At 61.6% G+C, this 14,999-nt stretch carries 12 protein-coding genes and 1 tRNA gene; 6 read left to right on the top strand and 7 right to left on the bottom strand.

Annotated elements, in window-relative coordinates:
* Positions 1-199: 199 nt before the first annotated feature.
* Positions 200-2,554, bottom strand: a complete 2,355-nt coding sequence (locus BAC01S_RS33575; RefSeq protein ID WP_084168130.1) for a MobA/MobL family protein — start codon at positions 2,552-2,554, stop codon at positions 200-202.
* A 203-nt stretch (positions 2,555-2,757) separates the two neighbouring features.
* Between BAC01S_RS33575 and BAC01S_RS34325 the strand changes: the two genes are divergently transcribed.
* Positions 2,758-3,066 carry a hypothetical protein gene (locus BAC01S_RS34325; protein WP_156954275.1) on the top strand — a complete coding sequence of 103 codons (309 nt, stop codon included), beginning with the start codon at positions 2,758-2,760 and terminating at the stop codon, positions 3,064-3,066.
* Positions 3,056-3,409 carry a hypothetical protein gene (locus BAC01S_RS01670; RefSeq protein WP_027793198.1) on the top strand — a complete coding sequence of 118 codons (354 nt, stop codon included), beginning with the start codon at positions 3,056-3,058 and terminating at the stop codon, positions 3,407-3,409. The genes BAC01S_RS34325 and BAC01S_RS01670 overlap by 11 nt, the downstream gene beginning before the upstream one ends.
* On the opposite strand, the gene BAC01S_RS01675 is transcribed toward BAC01S_RS01670, so the two are convergent.
* The 3 genes from BAC01S_RS01675 to BAC01S_RS01685 form a co-directional block, all read right to left on the bottom strand.
* Entirely contained in the window at positions 3,406-4,014 is a 609-nt protein-coding gene (locus BAC01S_RS01675) for a hypothetical protein (RefSeq protein WP_027793199.1), read from the bottom strand. The two genes, BAC01S_RS01670 and BAC01S_RS01675, sit on opposite strands and share 4 nt — an antisense overlap.
* Before the next feature lie 24 nt (positions 4,015-4,038).
* A complete protein-coding gene (locus BAC01S_RS01680; protein ID WP_027793200.1) occupies positions 4,039-5,109 on the bottom strand; it encodes a site-specific integrase in 1,071 nt (356 codons plus the stop codon).
* A gap of 148 nt (positions 5,110-5,257) precedes the next feature.
* A tRNA-Lys gene (locus BAC01S_RS01685) sits at positions 5,258-5,333 on the bottom strand.
* 245 nt (positions 5,334-5,578) lie between these two features.
* On the opposite strand from BAC01S_RS01685, the gene BAC01S_RS01690 reads away from it, so the two are divergent.
* Both BAC01S_RS01690 and BAC01S_RS01695 read left to right on the top strand, forming a co-directional pair.
* Positions 5,579-5,995: a PaaI family thioesterase gene (locus BAC01S_RS01690; protein ID WP_027793201.1), complete on the top strand. Its 417-nt coding sequence runs from the start codon at positions 5,579-5,581 to the stop codon at positions 5,993-5,995.
* Between the two features lie 20 nt (positions 5,996-6,015).
* Entirely contained in the window at positions 6,016-6,891 is an 876-nt protein-coding gene (locus BAC01S_RS01695) for a patatin-like phospholipase family protein (protein ID WP_027793202.1), read from the top strand.
* A gap of 17 nt (positions 6,892-6,908) precedes the next feature.
* On the opposite strand, the gene BAC01S_RS01700 is transcribed toward BAC01S_RS01695, so the two are convergent.
* Positions 6,909-7,922 carry a D-2-hydroxyacid dehydrogenase family protein gene (locus BAC01S_RS01700; RefSeq protein ID WP_027793203.1) on the bottom strand — a complete coding sequence of 338 codons (1,014 nt, stop codon included), beginning with the start codon at positions 7,920-7,922 and terminating at the stop codon, positions 6,909-6,911.
* Between the two features lie 413 nt (positions 7,923-8,335).
* On the opposite strand from BAC01S_RS01700, the gene BAC01S_RS01705 reads away from it, so the two are divergent.
* Entirely contained in the window at positions 8,336-10,192 is a 1,857-nt protein-coding gene (locus BAC01S_RS01705) for a phosphoenolpyruvate carboxykinase (GTP) (RefSeq protein WP_027793204.1), read from the top strand.
* Between the two features lie 309 nt (positions 10,193-10,501).
* Positions 10,502-11,599 (top strand): LysR family transcriptional regulator, encoded by a 1,098-nt coding sequence (locus BAC01S_RS01710; protein WP_027793205.1) that lies wholly within the window; start codon positions 10,502-10,504, stop codon positions 11,597-11,599.
* A 147-nt stretch (positions 11,600-11,746) separates the two neighbouring features.
* On the opposite strand, the gene BAC01S_RS01715 is transcribed toward BAC01S_RS01710, so the two are convergent.
* Together BAC01S_RS01715 and BAC01S_RS01720 are read right to left on the bottom strand one after the other, a co-directional pair.
* Complete coding sequence (locus BAC01S_RS01715) at positions 11,747-14,380, bottom strand: DNA topoisomerase III (RefSeq protein WP_027793206.1); 2,634 nt, start codon at positions 14,378-14,380, stop codon at positions 11,747-11,749.
* Positions 14,381-14,608: 228 nt separating this feature from the next.
* Positions 14,609-14,986, bottom strand: a complete 378-nt coding sequence (locus BAC01S_RS01720) for a thioredoxin family protein (RefSeq protein WP_027793207.1) — start codon at positions 14,984-14,986, stop codon at positions 14,609-14,611.
* Positions 14,987-14,999: the final 13 nt, after the last annotated feature.

Raw genomic sequence — 14,999 nt, forward strand, 5'->3', positions numbered from 1 at the left:
CAGCCCCGAAGGGGACCGGGTGAGGACGCGGCGAAGCGAATCCTTGCCTGCGCGGGCTGGGCGGCTACGGTCGCGGCCAAGGGCGACGAACTCAGGGAAGATGGCGGTGCCGAGCGCGATTGAGAGAGCAAAAACGCTGCGCGGCGAGCGCTTCACCGCCCGCAAAGCGGGCGGCTGACCAGGTATTTGCGGGGGCATGCTAGGCAGATCGATGCGAGCTGTGCTCGTCCTGCAGCGTGTCGGTTTCGCCGTCTGGCTCCCTTTGAGCGTGCTGGAGCTCGTACTGGTCGCGGGCGAGGCGGACGAGTTCATCCCAGTCGGGAACCGGTTGGCCATTGCTTGAAAACTGGAACGCAATTGCAGTGGCGCCCGCCGTGCGAATCAGGTAATCCACCATGGCCTGATCGGTTGGATACCGTTCGCGGTTTGTTTCGGCGATCGCAACGGTGACCGGATCGAAATCATGTCCTTTGGCGAATGCTTGCTTGGCAAGCTGTGCGTCGACATACGCAGTATCGAGTTCGGCATCCGTTTTCTGACCCCAGCGCTTCTGGAAAGCGTCTTTGATCTTTTCCAGCGCAGAGCGCCACCACGACGTTAGTTCAACGGTGTTCTTGTCGACATTTGAACTCGTCAGCGGATAAATCGGTGCAGGCGCTTCGGGAAGCTTGGCTGCCGCGATCGACGTCGCAGTTACTCGTAGCTGTTCTTGCGCACGCAGTTTTTCTTGAGCTCGTGCGGCGTCATTCAAGGCGGTTCCGGAAGCCCGGTCATAAACCGGGATCGGCGGCTGTCCGCTGTCGGCCTGACGGAGCAACGCCGCGCGAAAATCGGGCGTTCCATGGATATAGACAGCATCCCAGCCAATATCGCGTGCGTGGTTGAGCGCAAGCTCGGCGGCGAGATCCGGATCAGAGCAATTTTCGACCGTGAAAAAGTCGTCTCTCAAGGTAACTTGCGCGACGATCCGGTCGCCATCGTAAATGTCGAATTGACGTGTGAGATTCTGAGTCGCTTCGGGTGGGCGTGGAGAGGCCGCTTTCTTCATCCAGACGGAATTGCCCGCGGCCGATGGGGCGATTGCATGTAACGGCGCGCCACGATCGACCCACGTACGTCGACCGTTTTCTGGTCCATCAACACGATCCGGACCTGGGGTCGCACTGCTTTGCGCGGCGCGAACACGTGCCAGATAGGCTGCTTCTTCAACTTCCCGAGGTACGTCGTAGAAGCGCAGGAGCCAAAGCTTGAAATCCACGTACTTTTTGAATTCGGCGTCTGCCTTTTGATATTCCGAAAAGAGAGGCCAACGAGCCTCGCGATCGTTATAAAGCTGATCGACTTCTTCGTGCGTTTTGAGCGGCAACGGCTGTTCAACGTCCGACATAATCAAGTTCTCCTGGTGGGCGAAAAACGCTTCCTCATCAGCGGTGAGGGGTTGCATAGCAATGCGTTCGCCTTGAAGTGTTTCAAGGCGAAATTCCATGCGGTGAATCTGCTGCTCAAGTTCGAGCTCGATACGTGAGCGGTGACTGTGCTTTTCCTGTGGTTTGGTGCGGCCGGCACGGCGCGCCGGCACCTGTGCAGGATTTAGTTTTGCCCGTCGCAGGACGCCAGCAGCTCGTCCACGAGTACGTGCATCACCCGGCAATACACGCGGATCGAACCATTTTGCTGGTCGGGCATCGGTTGTAGTTCCTGCCAGACCGCAGCTCGACAGTTGGTGCAAACGGTTGCCGGCTGCGTGTCGAATTTCGATAAGGTCTTGCTGGTCGGCAATACCTCGTTCATCGTCAAATCGGTGTTGGGTAAATTCACGTTTTTCCTCGCTGGGTTGGGGGGTGGGAATGGGGGCGGCGCCTTCGTGCAATTTGAGGCACTCCGTGCGGCCAGCGGCCTCCAGGTGGCGATTCGCCATCTCGACCCACGTGGGCCAGAGCCAATCAGTAAAATTGGGCTTACCGTTGCGCTCGCACCAGATCGGGTCGAGCTCATCAACCTTGCGGCCAAAGCTGCCGTCCGCGTTGATGGCGGCTGTGGTGAACTGCACATGCCCGTGCCAATTGAGGCCTCTCGCCTCTCCACGTGTTTCCGGTTCGTGGTGTGCTGCATCGACAGCAACCGTGTAAGCGCTCGAAATCGTGTCTTGTAATTCATAAAGAAGCGCGCGCTGCTGCGAAGTGGAGAGCTCATGTGGAAGCGCAACATAGAACTTCCGCGCAGGGACAGCTTTTGCTCGATTGGTACTTAGCTCGACACGGCCCCAAAATTCGCCACGCTTAGGAGCCGGCATGCCATGCGGCAGCACGAGACGCGAATGCCGATGGATTACCCCGTGTCGTCGCTTGAAGTTATGGACAACGCCAGTTCGCGGGTCGACGAGGCGCTCGCCCGTTTGATACGCGACAGAGGCAACGGACGAATAACCCTTGCTGCGCTGAACTGCCTTCACATCAATTTGCCCAATCGCCACGGTGGGTTTTGCCTTTGACGTTGCCGTTGCATCTGCCGTTGTTGTTCGGGAGGTGAAGGAGGGGAATTTCCCTCCTTCCACGCGTGTCGTCCGAAGGACGACACTCTAGGCGTGCTGTTCAGGCCACAGGGGCCGAAAAAACCCCGGTGGGCTAACCATTGAGGCAAGGGTATGCCGCGTCGGGATTCTTGCTTTTCGCTTTTTGTGTCGATGTGGGCTAAGTCGCTTGGAACGATCGCTACAACAAAATACGATTGACCAAGTGAATTTTTGAGGCTGCAGAAATGGCAAACCTAACTATCGAAGAACAGATTCGAAAGACCAGCGAAAAGCTTCAGCAATTGAAGGCGAGACAAGCCGCTGTAAGTGCACGTAAGAATGCGCGGCTTGCTGCGCAATCACGCGAAGATCGCAGAAGAAGGCTTGTGCTCACAGGGGCAGCGATATACAAGCTCGTCAATGATGGGGTGCTGTCTCAATTACAAGTTGACGAGTGGTTGAATGCCGGCTTGATACGCGAGACGGATCGGAGATTTCTTAACCTTCCGGTTTTGGCCGCAACTGGTGCAAGCGAGTCAAAAAATGATAGTTAATTCGCTTACGTCAACACCCGACGAGGCGCATGACCTGTTGAGGACGCTTTTTGCGGCGGGATTTGTTGATCTTGCTCGTCACTTTATAACGAGTCCGGTAGAGCTCGACGACTTCGACTACAACGCCGAAATCGCAAAGTGTATCGTCGACCTGGAGCCTTCTGATGGCACGTGCAAGGAGCTAGTGGGATGCATATCGACGATGGCGAGGCTCACTATCGACGGAATGCTCTGTTATGGCGCGCCGCTTAATGAGATTAAGGTGGTGTATCGGGCGGTCAATATCGCATATTGCGCGTTGGCTATTGCTGCCGGCGAAATGCGCTTTTCCGTCAGGCATTAGGGGTAATTCAGCGTCAATTCGATGAACCGCTGATACGCTCGCAATCTCGGATCGTCTGGGCCGTCATATTTCCAGACGTCGCCGGCCTCCATGTAATAGCTGTACCACGCTCCCAAGCGTGCTCGCTGCTCAGTAAGCCATTCATTCCGATGGGACTTGCGCGCCTGCAACGATGCAAATGAGCAGCTATTGATCAGCTGAAGGTAGGCCGCGGCGGTGTTCTCGTCAATCTCGATCAATTCCGGGTCGATTGAAAAGACGTATTTCAGGAACGCGCGCACTCGACGCGAATACGGCATGTCGTTGCGCTTGGCTAACTCGAACGAGAGGCCAAGTGGCGGCACGAGGATATACAGCTTTCTGGGTGCACGCCCGATCAGTTCGGCCATGACGTTCTCGAAGTGCTGAAATCCAGCGGCGCTTGGTGCTTTTCCGCCGCGCGCATAGTAAAAAAGATCACTCGGATTCTTGCCTGTCGCCCGCTGAATTGTGGACAAGCCAATCCCAGCTTCGCGTGCCTCTTCCATGATCGCCTGTGCCTTGCGGCAGCGAGCTGGTTTCACAGGGTCAAGGCTGCGCGGTTTTCGAGTCATCTGGGCACTCATCGTCGAACTCCTGTTACCCTGGTCTTAATCGAGAAGCGGCAAGAGTGAAGAGGGGTCAAGATGGGTGTAGCGCTTTAGCATTTGCATCGAACGATGGCCAGAGATGCTGGCGACCTGCATCGGATGTAATCCTTTGAGGAAGAGGGACGTAACGCCTGTATGTCGAAGGTCATGCCATCGCAGATCGGGAAAGCCACTTTGCTTGTCTTTGACGACGCGTTTCCAGACCATGATCACGGCGTTACGCGAGCACCCGAATACGGGGCCGTGCAGCTGAGTCGGGTCGACGTTCACCGGGCCGATCTGCATGCGCTTCGGGTCGTGGATGCGAGTCGGTTGGTGCAATGCGGCCAGATAGCGAAAGACGCTCACGGCTCGCAGGGATAGGGGGAGGCGGGCGGGCACGCCTTTGTTCGCGGTGCCGCGTGCGTGGGGCGGGATCTCGATCAGGCGTTTGGCGAGGTTAATCCAGGGCCACTCAAGCGCGAAGAGCGTACCGGCGCGGAGCGTCGTGAGAATCGCGAGCTCGAATGCCGGAGCGGCCCACGGATTCTCACTGGCGCTCAGTCGCGCGTGCAGCTTTTCGAATTCACCAGGTTCCAGGATACGCTCGCGCGCCTGGCTGCCGGAAGGCTTGGTAATGTCCTTCAGTGGGTTCTTCAGGCCCTCGTAGCCCCATTCCTTGCGTGCTAGCTCGAAGATCCTCGAGACAAGCTGCAGCTCGAGGCGGATGGTATTTTCCGCGCGGCCGGCCTTTCGACGAGCATCTCGATACAGAGAGAAGTCTTTGCCGCGCAGGCTGGCGAGGGTGCGTGTGGCCAGAGGGGTTTCGAGCCAGCGATTGATGCGTTGGCGCTCCTGACCAGGATAGCGCTTGTGCGGTACGACGAGCCGCTCGTAATCCTGCAGGAGCTCACCCAACGTCGTGGATTTCTCGATACGAGGGTCGATGAACGATCCGCGTTCGAGTTGGCGCTCCACATCCCAAGCCCAAGCCTTAGCCTCAGCTTGAGTGTCGAACGTCTCGCTTAGAGTTATTGCGCCACGGCGGATCTGTGCCCGCCAGAAGGCCCCGCGTTTGTAGATGCTTGCCATTCAACGACTCCCAAAAGTGGAAATTCATCGAAGGCCATTGTCGCGACTGCACCCAATCTGCACCAAAGTCCAGTTAATTGGGGGCTGGAAAAACAAAAAGGCCCTAGCGCATCTACGCTAAGGCCTTGATTTGTCTTGCAAAATTCTTTGGTGGGGCGTGAGTGACTCGAACACTCGACCTACGGATTAAGAGTCCGCTGCTCTACCAACTGAGCTAACGCCCCAAGAGAAGTGAAATTATGCAGGATATTTTGAGTCTTGCCAAGCCCTTTTCGCAAAATTCCTGAGAAAAATACCCGTGAGCTCGGCCGCCGCTCCAGGTCATGCTCGCAGCCCTGCGCCCCTTACGTCCATTACCCGCGGCGCGGCGCCATCCCGGTATGATGTCGCCACATCTGTACTTGACTTGAGCCGCGCGCCGGCCGCTTCGCTGGAACCGCCGCCCGGACCGCATTCAGAAAGGCAATCGATGGACGACAAAGCAATCGACGCGCTGCTGGAGCGCGTGCTTGCGCCGTGGGTGCGCGCGCTCGGGCTGAAGCCGGTCGAAGTCAGCGACGAGAGCGTCACCTTGCGCCTGCCGTTTTCCGGCGAACTGCGCCACGCGGGCGGTGCGATTTCCGGCCAGGTGTTCATGGCCGCCGCGGATACCGCGATGATCGTCGCCATTTCGGCGGCGCTGGGCGAATTCAGGCCCATGACGACCGTGGCGCTGAACACGAACTTCATGCGCGCCGTCCGCAAGGGCGATGTGCTCGTCACCGCCCGGGTGCTGCGCATGGGCCGCAATCTGGTCTTTGGCGAGGTGGAACTCTACGACGAAGACGGCCGCATGGCCGTTCATGCAACATCCACCTACGCGCTGCTCGACGAGGCGCGCCCCTAGGCTGGAAGGAACCCCAACGCATGTTCGATCAGGTAGTTTTCGCCGGCGGCGGCAACCGCTGCTGGTGGCAGGCCGGTTTCTGGGACATCGTGCAGCCCGAGCTGCAGATCCGTCCGCGCGTGATCACCGGTATTTCGGCAGGCGCCGCCACGGCGTGCATGCTGTACACGCGCGATGCCGATTGGGTCATGCGCTATTACGAAGACGCGCTGCGCCACAACAAGCGCAACGCGTATTGGGGCAACCTGCTGCGCGGCGAGTCGGTGTTCCCGCATTACCGCATCTATCGCCAGGCGCTGCTCGACATCTATGGCGAGCGTTTTGGCAAGCTCAAGGACGCGCCCGAGATCCGCATCGGCGTTTCGCATGTGCCGCGCTGGCTCGGCGCGCGCAGCGCCGTCGCGGCGGGTCTGATCGCGTACAACATCGAAAAGCACATCCGCAAGACCCTGCATCCCACGCTTGGCCGCACGCTCGGTTTTCGCCCGGAGTTCGTGACCGCGCAGGCGTGCGCGAACGTCGAAGAGCTCGCCGACCTGATCCTGCAGTCCTCCTGCACGCCGCCGTTCACGCCGGTTCTGCGGCGCAACGGGCGTCCCGTGCTCGACGGCGGCATGGTCGACAACGTGCCGGTGGGCGCGCTCGACGCCGCGCCCGGCCGCGTGCTCGTGATGGTGACGCGGCTTTATCCGCGTCCGCAGATGTTCGTCGTGCCGCATGGGCCGCAGGGCGAGCAGCAGCGCATCTACTTGCAGCCTTCGGCGAGAGTGCCGATCTCGAGTTGGGACTATACGAGTCCGCAATTGATGCCGCACGCCTACAACCTGGGCCGCGTGGACGGCGAGCGTTTTCTCGAGCGGCTGCCCGAGGTGCTCGAAGCCGCCGCGCACGTGTAGGCGGCCCGCCCCAGGGCTTACTTGCGCCGTCCGCCCTGCAGTGCGTCCGGATTGGCGACGCTCGACGTGTCGCCGGCATCGAACGCGAGGATGTTGCGGAACGCCGCGCTGAAGTACAGCTCGTAGCTTTCGCGTTCCACATAGCCGATGTGCGGCGTGCAGATCACGTTTTCCATGCGCAGCAGGCTGTAACCCTGCAGGATCGGCTCGCTTTCGAACACGTCGATCGCCACCATGCCCGGCCGGTTGTGCGAGAGGGCGCCGAGCAGCGCATTCTCTTCCAGCAGCTCCGCACGGCTCGTATTGACGAGCAACGCCGTGGGCTTCATGCGCAGAAGGTCTTCCTGCTTCACGATGCCGCGCGTGTCGTCGTGCAGGCGCAGGTGCAGCGAGAGCACATCGCTTTCCTCGAACAGCGCTTCGCGGCTCGCCGCGGCCTCGTAGCCGTCCGCGCGCGCCGCTTCGAGCGAATGCTCGCGGCCCCAGATGATCACGCGCATCCCGAACGCCTTGCCGTAGCCCGCCACGAGCCGGCCGATCTTGCCGTAGCCCCAGATGCCGAGCGTCTGTCCACGCAGCACCTGGCCGAGCCCGAAGTTCGGCGGCATGGCCGAGGTTTTCAGGCCGGACTGCTGCCACGCACCCTGCTTCAGGTTCGCGACGTACTGCGGGATGCGCCGCTGCGCGGCCATGACGAGCGCCCAGGTGAGTTCGGCGGGCGCGAAGGGCGAGCCCGAACCTTCGAGCACCGCGATGCCGCGCTCGCTGCAGGCCTCGATATCGACGTGCGGTCCGGCGCGGCCCGTCTGGCTGATCATGCGCAGATGCGGGAGCTTGTCGAGTAGTTGCGAGCTGATGCGCGTGCGCTCGCGGATCAGCGCGAGGGCTTCGACTTCGGAGAGGCGGCTGGCAAGCTGCCCGAGTCCACGCACGGTGTTGTTGAAAACCTTGACCTCGTGGTCGGCGAGCAGTTGAAAACAGTCGAGCTTGCGGACGGCGTCCTGGTAGTCGTCAAGGATGGCAATTTTCATGGCACGGATTGGTGATCTGCCGCACCGTTATTGGCGCGGCTCGTGTTCATCTGGTGGTTTTCCCACTATGCAGCACGCGCAGGGCTGGTATGAATAGCTAAAGCTTTTTGCGTGCGGAGCGCTTCGCGTTATCCCCAATCGTTGCGGGTACCACGGTTGCTCTTGCATGTGATGTATCTGGCGCGGGTCTCGCCGCGAATTTGCAACTTTTAACAGCTTGTCGGGTTGCGATGCAAGCCGCTTTACAGACGGTTTCGAACCCCTGCTGAAAGGGCCTTGACGACCTGCCCAACTGCGCGAACTGAACAGGATGCTGATTGCCGTCAAGCATTCGCTTCGCAGCGGTTGCGCCTCTCGCTTGCAGCGTCGAAAAGGGCCGAATCCTTTTTACAGCCCTGAATGGAGAACGCTCGATGAATCATCCCGACTTCCAGGCCCAGGCCGCAGCGCATGTGCCTGCCTGGGTGCGCCACCGAAAACTGATCGAGTGGGTACAGAAGGTTGCCGCGCATACGCAGCCGGAGCATATCGTCTGGTGCGACGGTTCGCAGGAGGAGTATGACCGCCTGTGTCAGCAGATGGTCGAAGCCGGCACCCTGCGCAAGCTCAATCCCGCGAAGCGGCCGAATTCGTATCTCGCATGCTCCGATCCTTCGGACGTCGCGCGCGTGGAGGACCGCACCTTCATCTGCGCCGAGCGCAAGGAGGACGTCGGGCCGACCAACAACTGGATCGCACCCGCCGAAATGCGCGCGACGCTCGACGGCCTCTTCGCGGGCGCGATGCGTGGCCGCACGATGTACGTCGTGCCGTTCTCGATGGGACCGCTAGGCTCGCCCATCGCGCATATCGGCGTGGAACTGTCCGATAGTCCCTACGTGGCCGTCAATATGCGGATCATGACGCGCATGGGTCGGGCGGTCTACGACGTGCTCGGTGAGGACGGTGCGTTCGTGCCGTGCGTGCACTCGGTGGGCGCGCCGCTCGCCGCGGGCCAAAAGGACGTGCCGTGGCCCTGCAACGACACGAAGTACATCGTGCATTTCCCCGAAACGCGCGAAATCTGGAGCTATGGCTCCGGCTACGGCGGCAACGCGCTGCTCGGCAAGAAGTGCTTCGCGCTGCGCATCGCTTCGACGATGGGCCGCGCCGAAGGCTGGCTTGCCGAGCACATGCTGATACTGGGCGTGCGTTCGCCCGAGGGCCGCAAGTATCACGTCGCGGCAGCGTTCCCGTCGGCGTGCGGGAAGACCAATTTCGCCATGCTGATTCCGCCGCCCAGCATGAACGGCTGGGAAATCACGACGATCGGCGACGACATTGCCTGGATCAAGCCCGGCGCCGACGGCCGCCTCTACGCGATCAACCCGGAGGCGGGCTACTTCGGCGTGGCCCCGGGTACGAGCGAGAAGACCAACTACAACGCCATGGCGACGCTCAAGGAGAACGTGATCTTCACGAACGTCGCGCTGACAGACGACGGCGATGTCTGGTGGGAAGGCATGACCGACACCCCGCCCGCGCACCTGATCGACTGGCAGGGCAAGGACTGGACGCCCGAGATCGCGAAGGAGACCGGCCGCAAGGCCGCGCATCCGAACGCGCGCTTCACGGCGCCGGCCTCGCAATGCCCGTCGATCGACGCGCAATGGGAAGATCCGAAGGGCGTGGCGATCGACGCGTTCCTGTTCGGCGGCCGCCGCTCGACCACGGTGCCGCTCGTGACCGAGGCGCGCGACTGGACCGAAGGCGTGTACATGGCGGCGACCATGGGTTCGGAAACCACGGCCGCCGCCGCCGGCCAGCAGGGCGTGGTGCGTCGCGATCCGTTCGCCATGCTGCCGTTCTGCGGCTACAACATGGCCGGGTATTTCGAGCACTGGCTGAACGTGGGCGCGAAGCTCACGCAACTCGGCGCGACGCTGCCGCGCATTTTCTGCGTGAACTGGTTCCGCAAGGGGCCGGATGGCAAGTTCGTATGGCCGGGTTTCGGCGAGAACATGCGCGTGCTGGAGTGGATGGTGCGGCGCATCGAGGGCGAAGCGCAGGGCGACACGAACGCGTTCGGGGTTTCGCCGCGTTACGACGATCTGAATTGGCATGGCCTCGATTTCACGCCGGCGCAGTTCGACCAGGTGATCTCGGTCGATGGCGAGGCGTGGAGGGCCGAACTGGTGCTGCACGCCGAGCTGTTCGAAAAGCTCGCGCACGGATTGCCGCAGGCGCTACGTCAGACGCGCGAGAAGCTGGAAGAGCGCCTGGGGGCTTGAATTGTCTAAATGTGAGTGCTTACTAACAAAGGTCGCCCTCGGGCGGCCTTTTTCATTGCTGCATCTGCGCATGGCGCGACAGGCTGGCTATTCGCTTGTTGTCGCGCTTTTTTGCTGCAACGCGCAAAATTGTTTCTTGTCAGGAAACAATGAACGCGTGGTTAATTCGTTGAGTAACACAATTAAAGAAAATCTCAATAAAACGTGGGAATCGTAGGCAACTTCTGCAGGAAATCCCTGGTCGTAGGAGAATTCGCGGTCCGCTGAGCTGTGTTTCAGCGAACCGTAATACAAGGCAGGAGTTGTCTCATGGATCATTTGCAGTCGATGCGAGTATTCGTCAAGGTGGCCGACCTCGGCAGTTTTGCCCGGGCCGCCGCCGCGATGGATATCTCCAACGCGGTTGCGACGCGTCACGTTGCCGACCTGGAAGGCCGGCTCGGCACCCGTCTGCTCAACCGCACGACCCGCAGCCTCTCGCTGACCGAATCCGGTCAGGTGTATCTGGAACGCGCCCGCCAGATTCTCGACGAACTCGAAGACGTCGAGCAGATGGTGGTTGCGCGCAATCACGAGCCCGTCGGCACGTTGCGCATCGTCGCGCCCGTCGTGTTCGGGCTCCATAATCTCGCCCCGGTTCTGCAGACCTATACGCAGCGTTTTCCGCAGGTCGTGCCGGACGTGACGCTCGTCGACCGTCAGGTCGATCTCGTCGAGGAGGGTTTCGATCTCGGCGTGGTCACGGCGCGCCAGATGCGCAGCGCGAGCATCGTCACGCGGCGCCTCACGACGGGCTGCATGACGGTGTGCGCGACGCCCGCCTACCTCGAAAAGCACGGCACACCCACGCGTCCCGAGCAGATGATGGAGCATCCGTGCCTGTCGCTGCCCTCGGAGTTTTGGGGCGACGAGCGTGTCTTCACGGGCCCGGACGGCGAAATCCGCGTGCGCCCGACCAACGTGATCGTCGCGAACAACACGGAAATGCTGCGCCAGTTCGCGCTGCTCGGAATGGGCATTGCGATCCTGCCGAGCTACCTGATTGGCCGGGACATGGCGCGCGGGCGGCTCGTGCGCCTGCTCGGCGAATACCGGCTGCCTCAGGTGGAGATCAACATTGCGTATCCGAGCCGCCGCCATCTGCCGGCGAAGGTGCGCACGTTTATCGACCACCTCGTCGAGCATTTCAGCCAGACACCGAACGGCCAACTCGGCGAACAGTGGGTGAAGGACGGCCTTGCCCGCCCGGTGCCCGCTACCGAACGCCATGCGTCGCAGCATGCTGTTGCGCAGGAAGCGTTCGATGAAGCCGAGGCCGAAGAGGCGCTGCTGGACGGCGAGCGCACACCGAAGGCAGCTCGCGCTTCCGCGCCGCGTACCCGAACTTCGGCGATGTCTCCGCTATAAAGGGAATACTTCGCTTTAAAGGCGATAAAAAAGGCGCGGCCCGTCATGGGTCGCGCCTTTTGTCGCTTTTTGCCGTCTTTTGCCGCCTTTTGCATCAATGCGGCGAGCGCCCGCCTGGACGGCAAGGCGTAGCGCGCACTCTCAACTTTACGAGCCGGTCTTTCTGGCCGGGGTCTTGCGGGCGGCGGTTTTGCGCGCCGCCGTCTTGCGGGCGGGCGGCTTGGCGTTTTCCTCGGCTTCGTCGTTGGCGGCTTCCGGCGCCTCTGCGGAGGCCGACGCAGCGGTCTTGCGCGCCGCGCCCTTTGCCGCCGTCTTCGCCCCCGGCTCCTTCTTCTCGAATTCGAAGCCGATCTTGCCGTCGCTCTGCTTGACGAGGAACGCCTTGAAGTTGCGTCCCGTGCGCGACGACTTGAAGTTCGTCAGCAGGTCCGTGCGGCCTTCCTCGAGCAGCTTCGCCATCTGCTCGCGCGCGATCTCCTGCTGGAGGATCACCTTGCCCGAACGGAAGTCGCAGGTTTTCGGATTGGCTACCGAATGCTCGCAGACGTAGCTCATGCCGTGCTCGAATACGCGGCCGCCGCACTTCGGGCAGGCGCCCACGGCTTCCTGCGCCGAAAAGTCCGGCGCTTCGCCGTCTTCGCCGCCCTGATCCTGGCCGAAATCGAATTCGAGCTTGTAGTTCTTCGTTTCGTCGTCGAACGAGAGTTTGAGGATGGCCGAGAACGGACGACCCATCTTGCTGCGGAAGCCCGACAGCGGTCCAATCGTCTTGTTCTGCAACAGCTCTTCGACCTCGGGAATCTCGAACTGGCGGCCACCCGGGATCTTGGAAATCGAAAACTCGCACTTCGTGCATGCGAAGCGGCGGTAATTCTCCTTCACCTGACCACCGCAGTTCGGACACGGCGTTTCCAGCGTCGCATAGTCGCCCGGAATGGTGTCGGAGTCGTACTCCTTCGCGCGCTTCACGATGGTCTGCGTCATGCGGGCGATTTCCTGCATGAACGCATCGCGCGGAAGCTTGCCGCGTTCCATCTGCGAAAGCTTGTACTCCCATTCGCCGGTCAGTTCCGGCGCGGTGAGTTCTTCCACGCCGAGGCCGCGCAGCAGCGTCATCAGCTGGAACGCCTTGGCGGTCGGGATCAGGTCGCGGCCTTCGCGCACGAGATACTTTTCGCCGAGCAGCCCTTCGATGATCGCGGCGCGCGTGGCCGGCGTGCCAAGACCCTTCGCGGCCATCGCCTCGCGCAGCTCTTCGTCGTCGACGAGCTTGCCGGCGCCTTCCATGGCCGAGAGCAGCGTGGCTTCGTTGTAGCGCGCGGGCGGCTTGGTGACGAGCTGGTGCGCCGCGATCTTGTCGGTTTTAACCTTCTCGTTCTTCTGCACGGGTACGAGGTTGGCATCGTCGCCACCCGCGTCGCGGCCGTACACCTGCAGCCAGCCCGGTTCGACCAGCACCTTGCCCTCGGTCTTGAAGTGATGACCCGCGACTTCGGTAATGCGCGTCGTGACGCGGTATTCGGCCGCCGGGAAGAATACGGCGAGGAAGCGCTTCACGACGAGGTCGTAGAGCTTCTGCTCCGGCTCGGAGAGCGACTTCGGTGCCTGCAGCGTCGGGATGATGGCGAAGTGATCGCTGATCTTCGAGTTGTCGAAGATGCGCTTGTTCGGCTTCACCCAGCCCTTGTCGAGCACCTGCTTTGCGTGCGGCAGGTAATTGTTGCTCTCCTTGAGCATCTCGAGCGTGTGCTTGACCGTGTCCATATAGTCTTCGGGCAGCGCGCGCGCGTCGGTACGCGGGTAGGTGAGCACCTTGTGCTTTTCGTACAGCGCCTGGGCGAGGCCGAGCGTGTTCTTGGCCGAGAAGCCGAAGCGGCCGTTGGCTTCGCGCTGCAGGCTCGTCAGGTCGAAGAGCGCGGGCGAAAGCTGCGTGGACGGCTTGGATTCCTCGGTAACGGTGCCTTCGCGGCCGTGGCAGGCCGCCACGATGGTTTCAGCGGCCGGGAGGCTCCAGAGGCGCGAGTCGCGCTTTTCCGGATCGAATTCGTCTTTCTTGAATTTCGGGTCGTACCAGCGGCCTTCGTAGAAGCCGCCCGCGCAGACGAACTCGGCGCGCACTTCCCAGTAGTCGCGCGGGACGAAACGGCGGATTTTCTCCTCACGTTCGACGACGATCGACAGCGTTGGCGTCTGAACGCGCCCTACGGTGGTCAGGAAGAAGCCGCCGCCCTTGCTGTTGAACGCGGTCATCGCGCGCGTGCCGTTGATGCCCACGAGCCAGTCGGCTTCGGAGCGGCAGCGTGCGGCGTCGGCGAGCGGCAGCATGTCGTCGTCGCTGCGCAGATTCGCGAAGCCGTCGCGGATTGCGGCGGGCGTCATCGACTGCAGCCACAGGCGCTGGACCGGCTGTTTGGCCTTCGCGTGCTGCGCGATCAGGCGGAAGATCAGTTCGCCCTCGCGCCCCGCGTCGCATGCGTTGATGAGGCGTTCGACATCCTTGCGCTTCATCAGCTTCGTGAGCACCTTGAGCCGCGACTCGCTCTTGGCGATCGGGTTCAGGTCGAAATGGGGCGGGATAACGGGCAGATGCGCGAAGCTCCATTTGCCTCGCTTGACCTCGTATTCTTCGGGCGCGGCGATTTCCAGCAGATGGCCGACCGCCGACGAAAGGACGTAGTCGTCGCTTTCGTAGTACTCGTCATGCTTGGTAAACCCGCCCAGCGCGCGCGCGATGTCGTTCGCGACGGACGGCTTCTCGGCGATGATCAGAGCTTTGGACATGACTGGTGTAAGTGGGTAATCCGGGTTGGCGGCTGTTCTCGACCGCTTTATAGCACAAGGCGCGCCGGCGGCGATTTTCGTTTCTGCTGCTCATCTGGCCCTCGCGGCGCGCGGCGCCCAATCATAAGGGCGCCGCAAGCCGGCCTGCAAGCACGGGTCCCGCTGGGGTTGGATGATCGGCTCGGGGCTGCTGTTTATGTTGCGTTACTGGAACAAGCGCCGCTGCGCCTACGCCTCGGCAAGCGTCGGGCGGAGCTTGGGCGCATCCTTTACGCCCGGCAGCGCGCTCAGGTCGGCCAGCATCCGCTCGACCACGGCGCCATGCGGCAATACCGTGCCAAAAAAGCGGGTGGCGGCCCCGTCTTCGATCAGGATGGTCGGGAAGTTCTCCACGTCGAGATCGTCGAAACGGTCGGCATGGGTCTCGATGTCGATCCAGGCGAAGCACATGTCCGGATGCGCGTCGGCGATGCGGTCGAATGTAGCCCGATAGTCACGGCACGTGCCGCACCACTGCGCGCACAGGCACGCCACGAACAGCGTGTCGTGATCGGCTAAGCGGCCGGCAATCCGGTCGCCGTCGGTGTCGAGGTCTAGCGCGGGCATGGTCGTTCCTTGC

The sequence above is a fragment of the Paraburkholderia acidipaludis NBRC 101816 genome (assembly GCF_000684975.1).
Lineage (GTDB): Bacteria > Pseudomonadota > Gammaproteobacteria > Burkholderiales > Burkholderiaceae > Paraburkholderia > Paraburkholderia acidipaludis.

Bases quoted from the DNA above. Each gene is read 5' to 3' on its own strand.
- BAC01S_RS34325 (WP_156954275.1), top strand. From the start codon at position 2,758: ATGGCAAACCTAACTATCGAAGAACAGATTCGAAAGACCAGCGAAAAG.
- BAC01S_RS01670 (WP_027793198.1), top strand. From the start codon at position 3,056: ATGATAGTTAATTCGCTTACGTCAACACCCGACGAGGCGCATGACCTG.
- BAC01S_RS01675 (WP_027793199.1), bottom strand. From the start codon at position 4,014: ATGAGTGCCCAGATGACTCGAAAACCGCGCAGCCTTGACCCTGTGAAA.
- BAC01S_RS01680 (WP_027793200.1), bottom strand. From the start codon at position 5,109: ATGGCAAGCATCTACAAACGCGGGGCCTTCTGGCGGGCACAGATCCGC.
- BAC01S_RS01690 (WP_027793201.1), top strand. From the start codon at position 5,579: ATGGACGACAAAGCAATCGACGCGCTGCTGGAGCGCGTGCTTGCGCCG.
- BAC01S_RS01695 (WP_027793202.1), top strand. From the start codon at position 6,016: ATGTTCGATCAGGTAGTTTTCGCCGGCGGCGGCAACCGCTGCTGGTGG.
- BAC01S_RS01700 (WP_027793203.1), bottom strand. From the start codon at position 7,922: ATGAAAATTGCCATCCTTGACGACTACCAGGACGCCGTCCGCAAGCTC.
- BAC01S_RS01705 (WP_027793204.1), top strand. From the start codon at position 8,336: ATGAATCATCCCGACTTCCAGGCCCAGGCCGCAGCGCATGTGCCTGCC.
- BAC01S_RS01710 (WP_027793205.1), top strand. From the start codon at position 10,502: ATGGATCATTTGCAGTCGATGCGAGTATTCGTCAAGGTGGCCGACCTC.
- BAC01S_RS01715 (WP_027793206.1), bottom strand. From the start codon at position 14,380: ATGTCCAAAGCTCTGATCATCGCCGAGAAGCCGTCCGTCGCGAACGAC.
- BAC01S_RS01720 (WP_027793207.1), bottom strand. From the start codon at position 14,986: ATGCCCGCGCTAGACCTCGACACCGACGGCGACCGGATTGCCGGCCGC.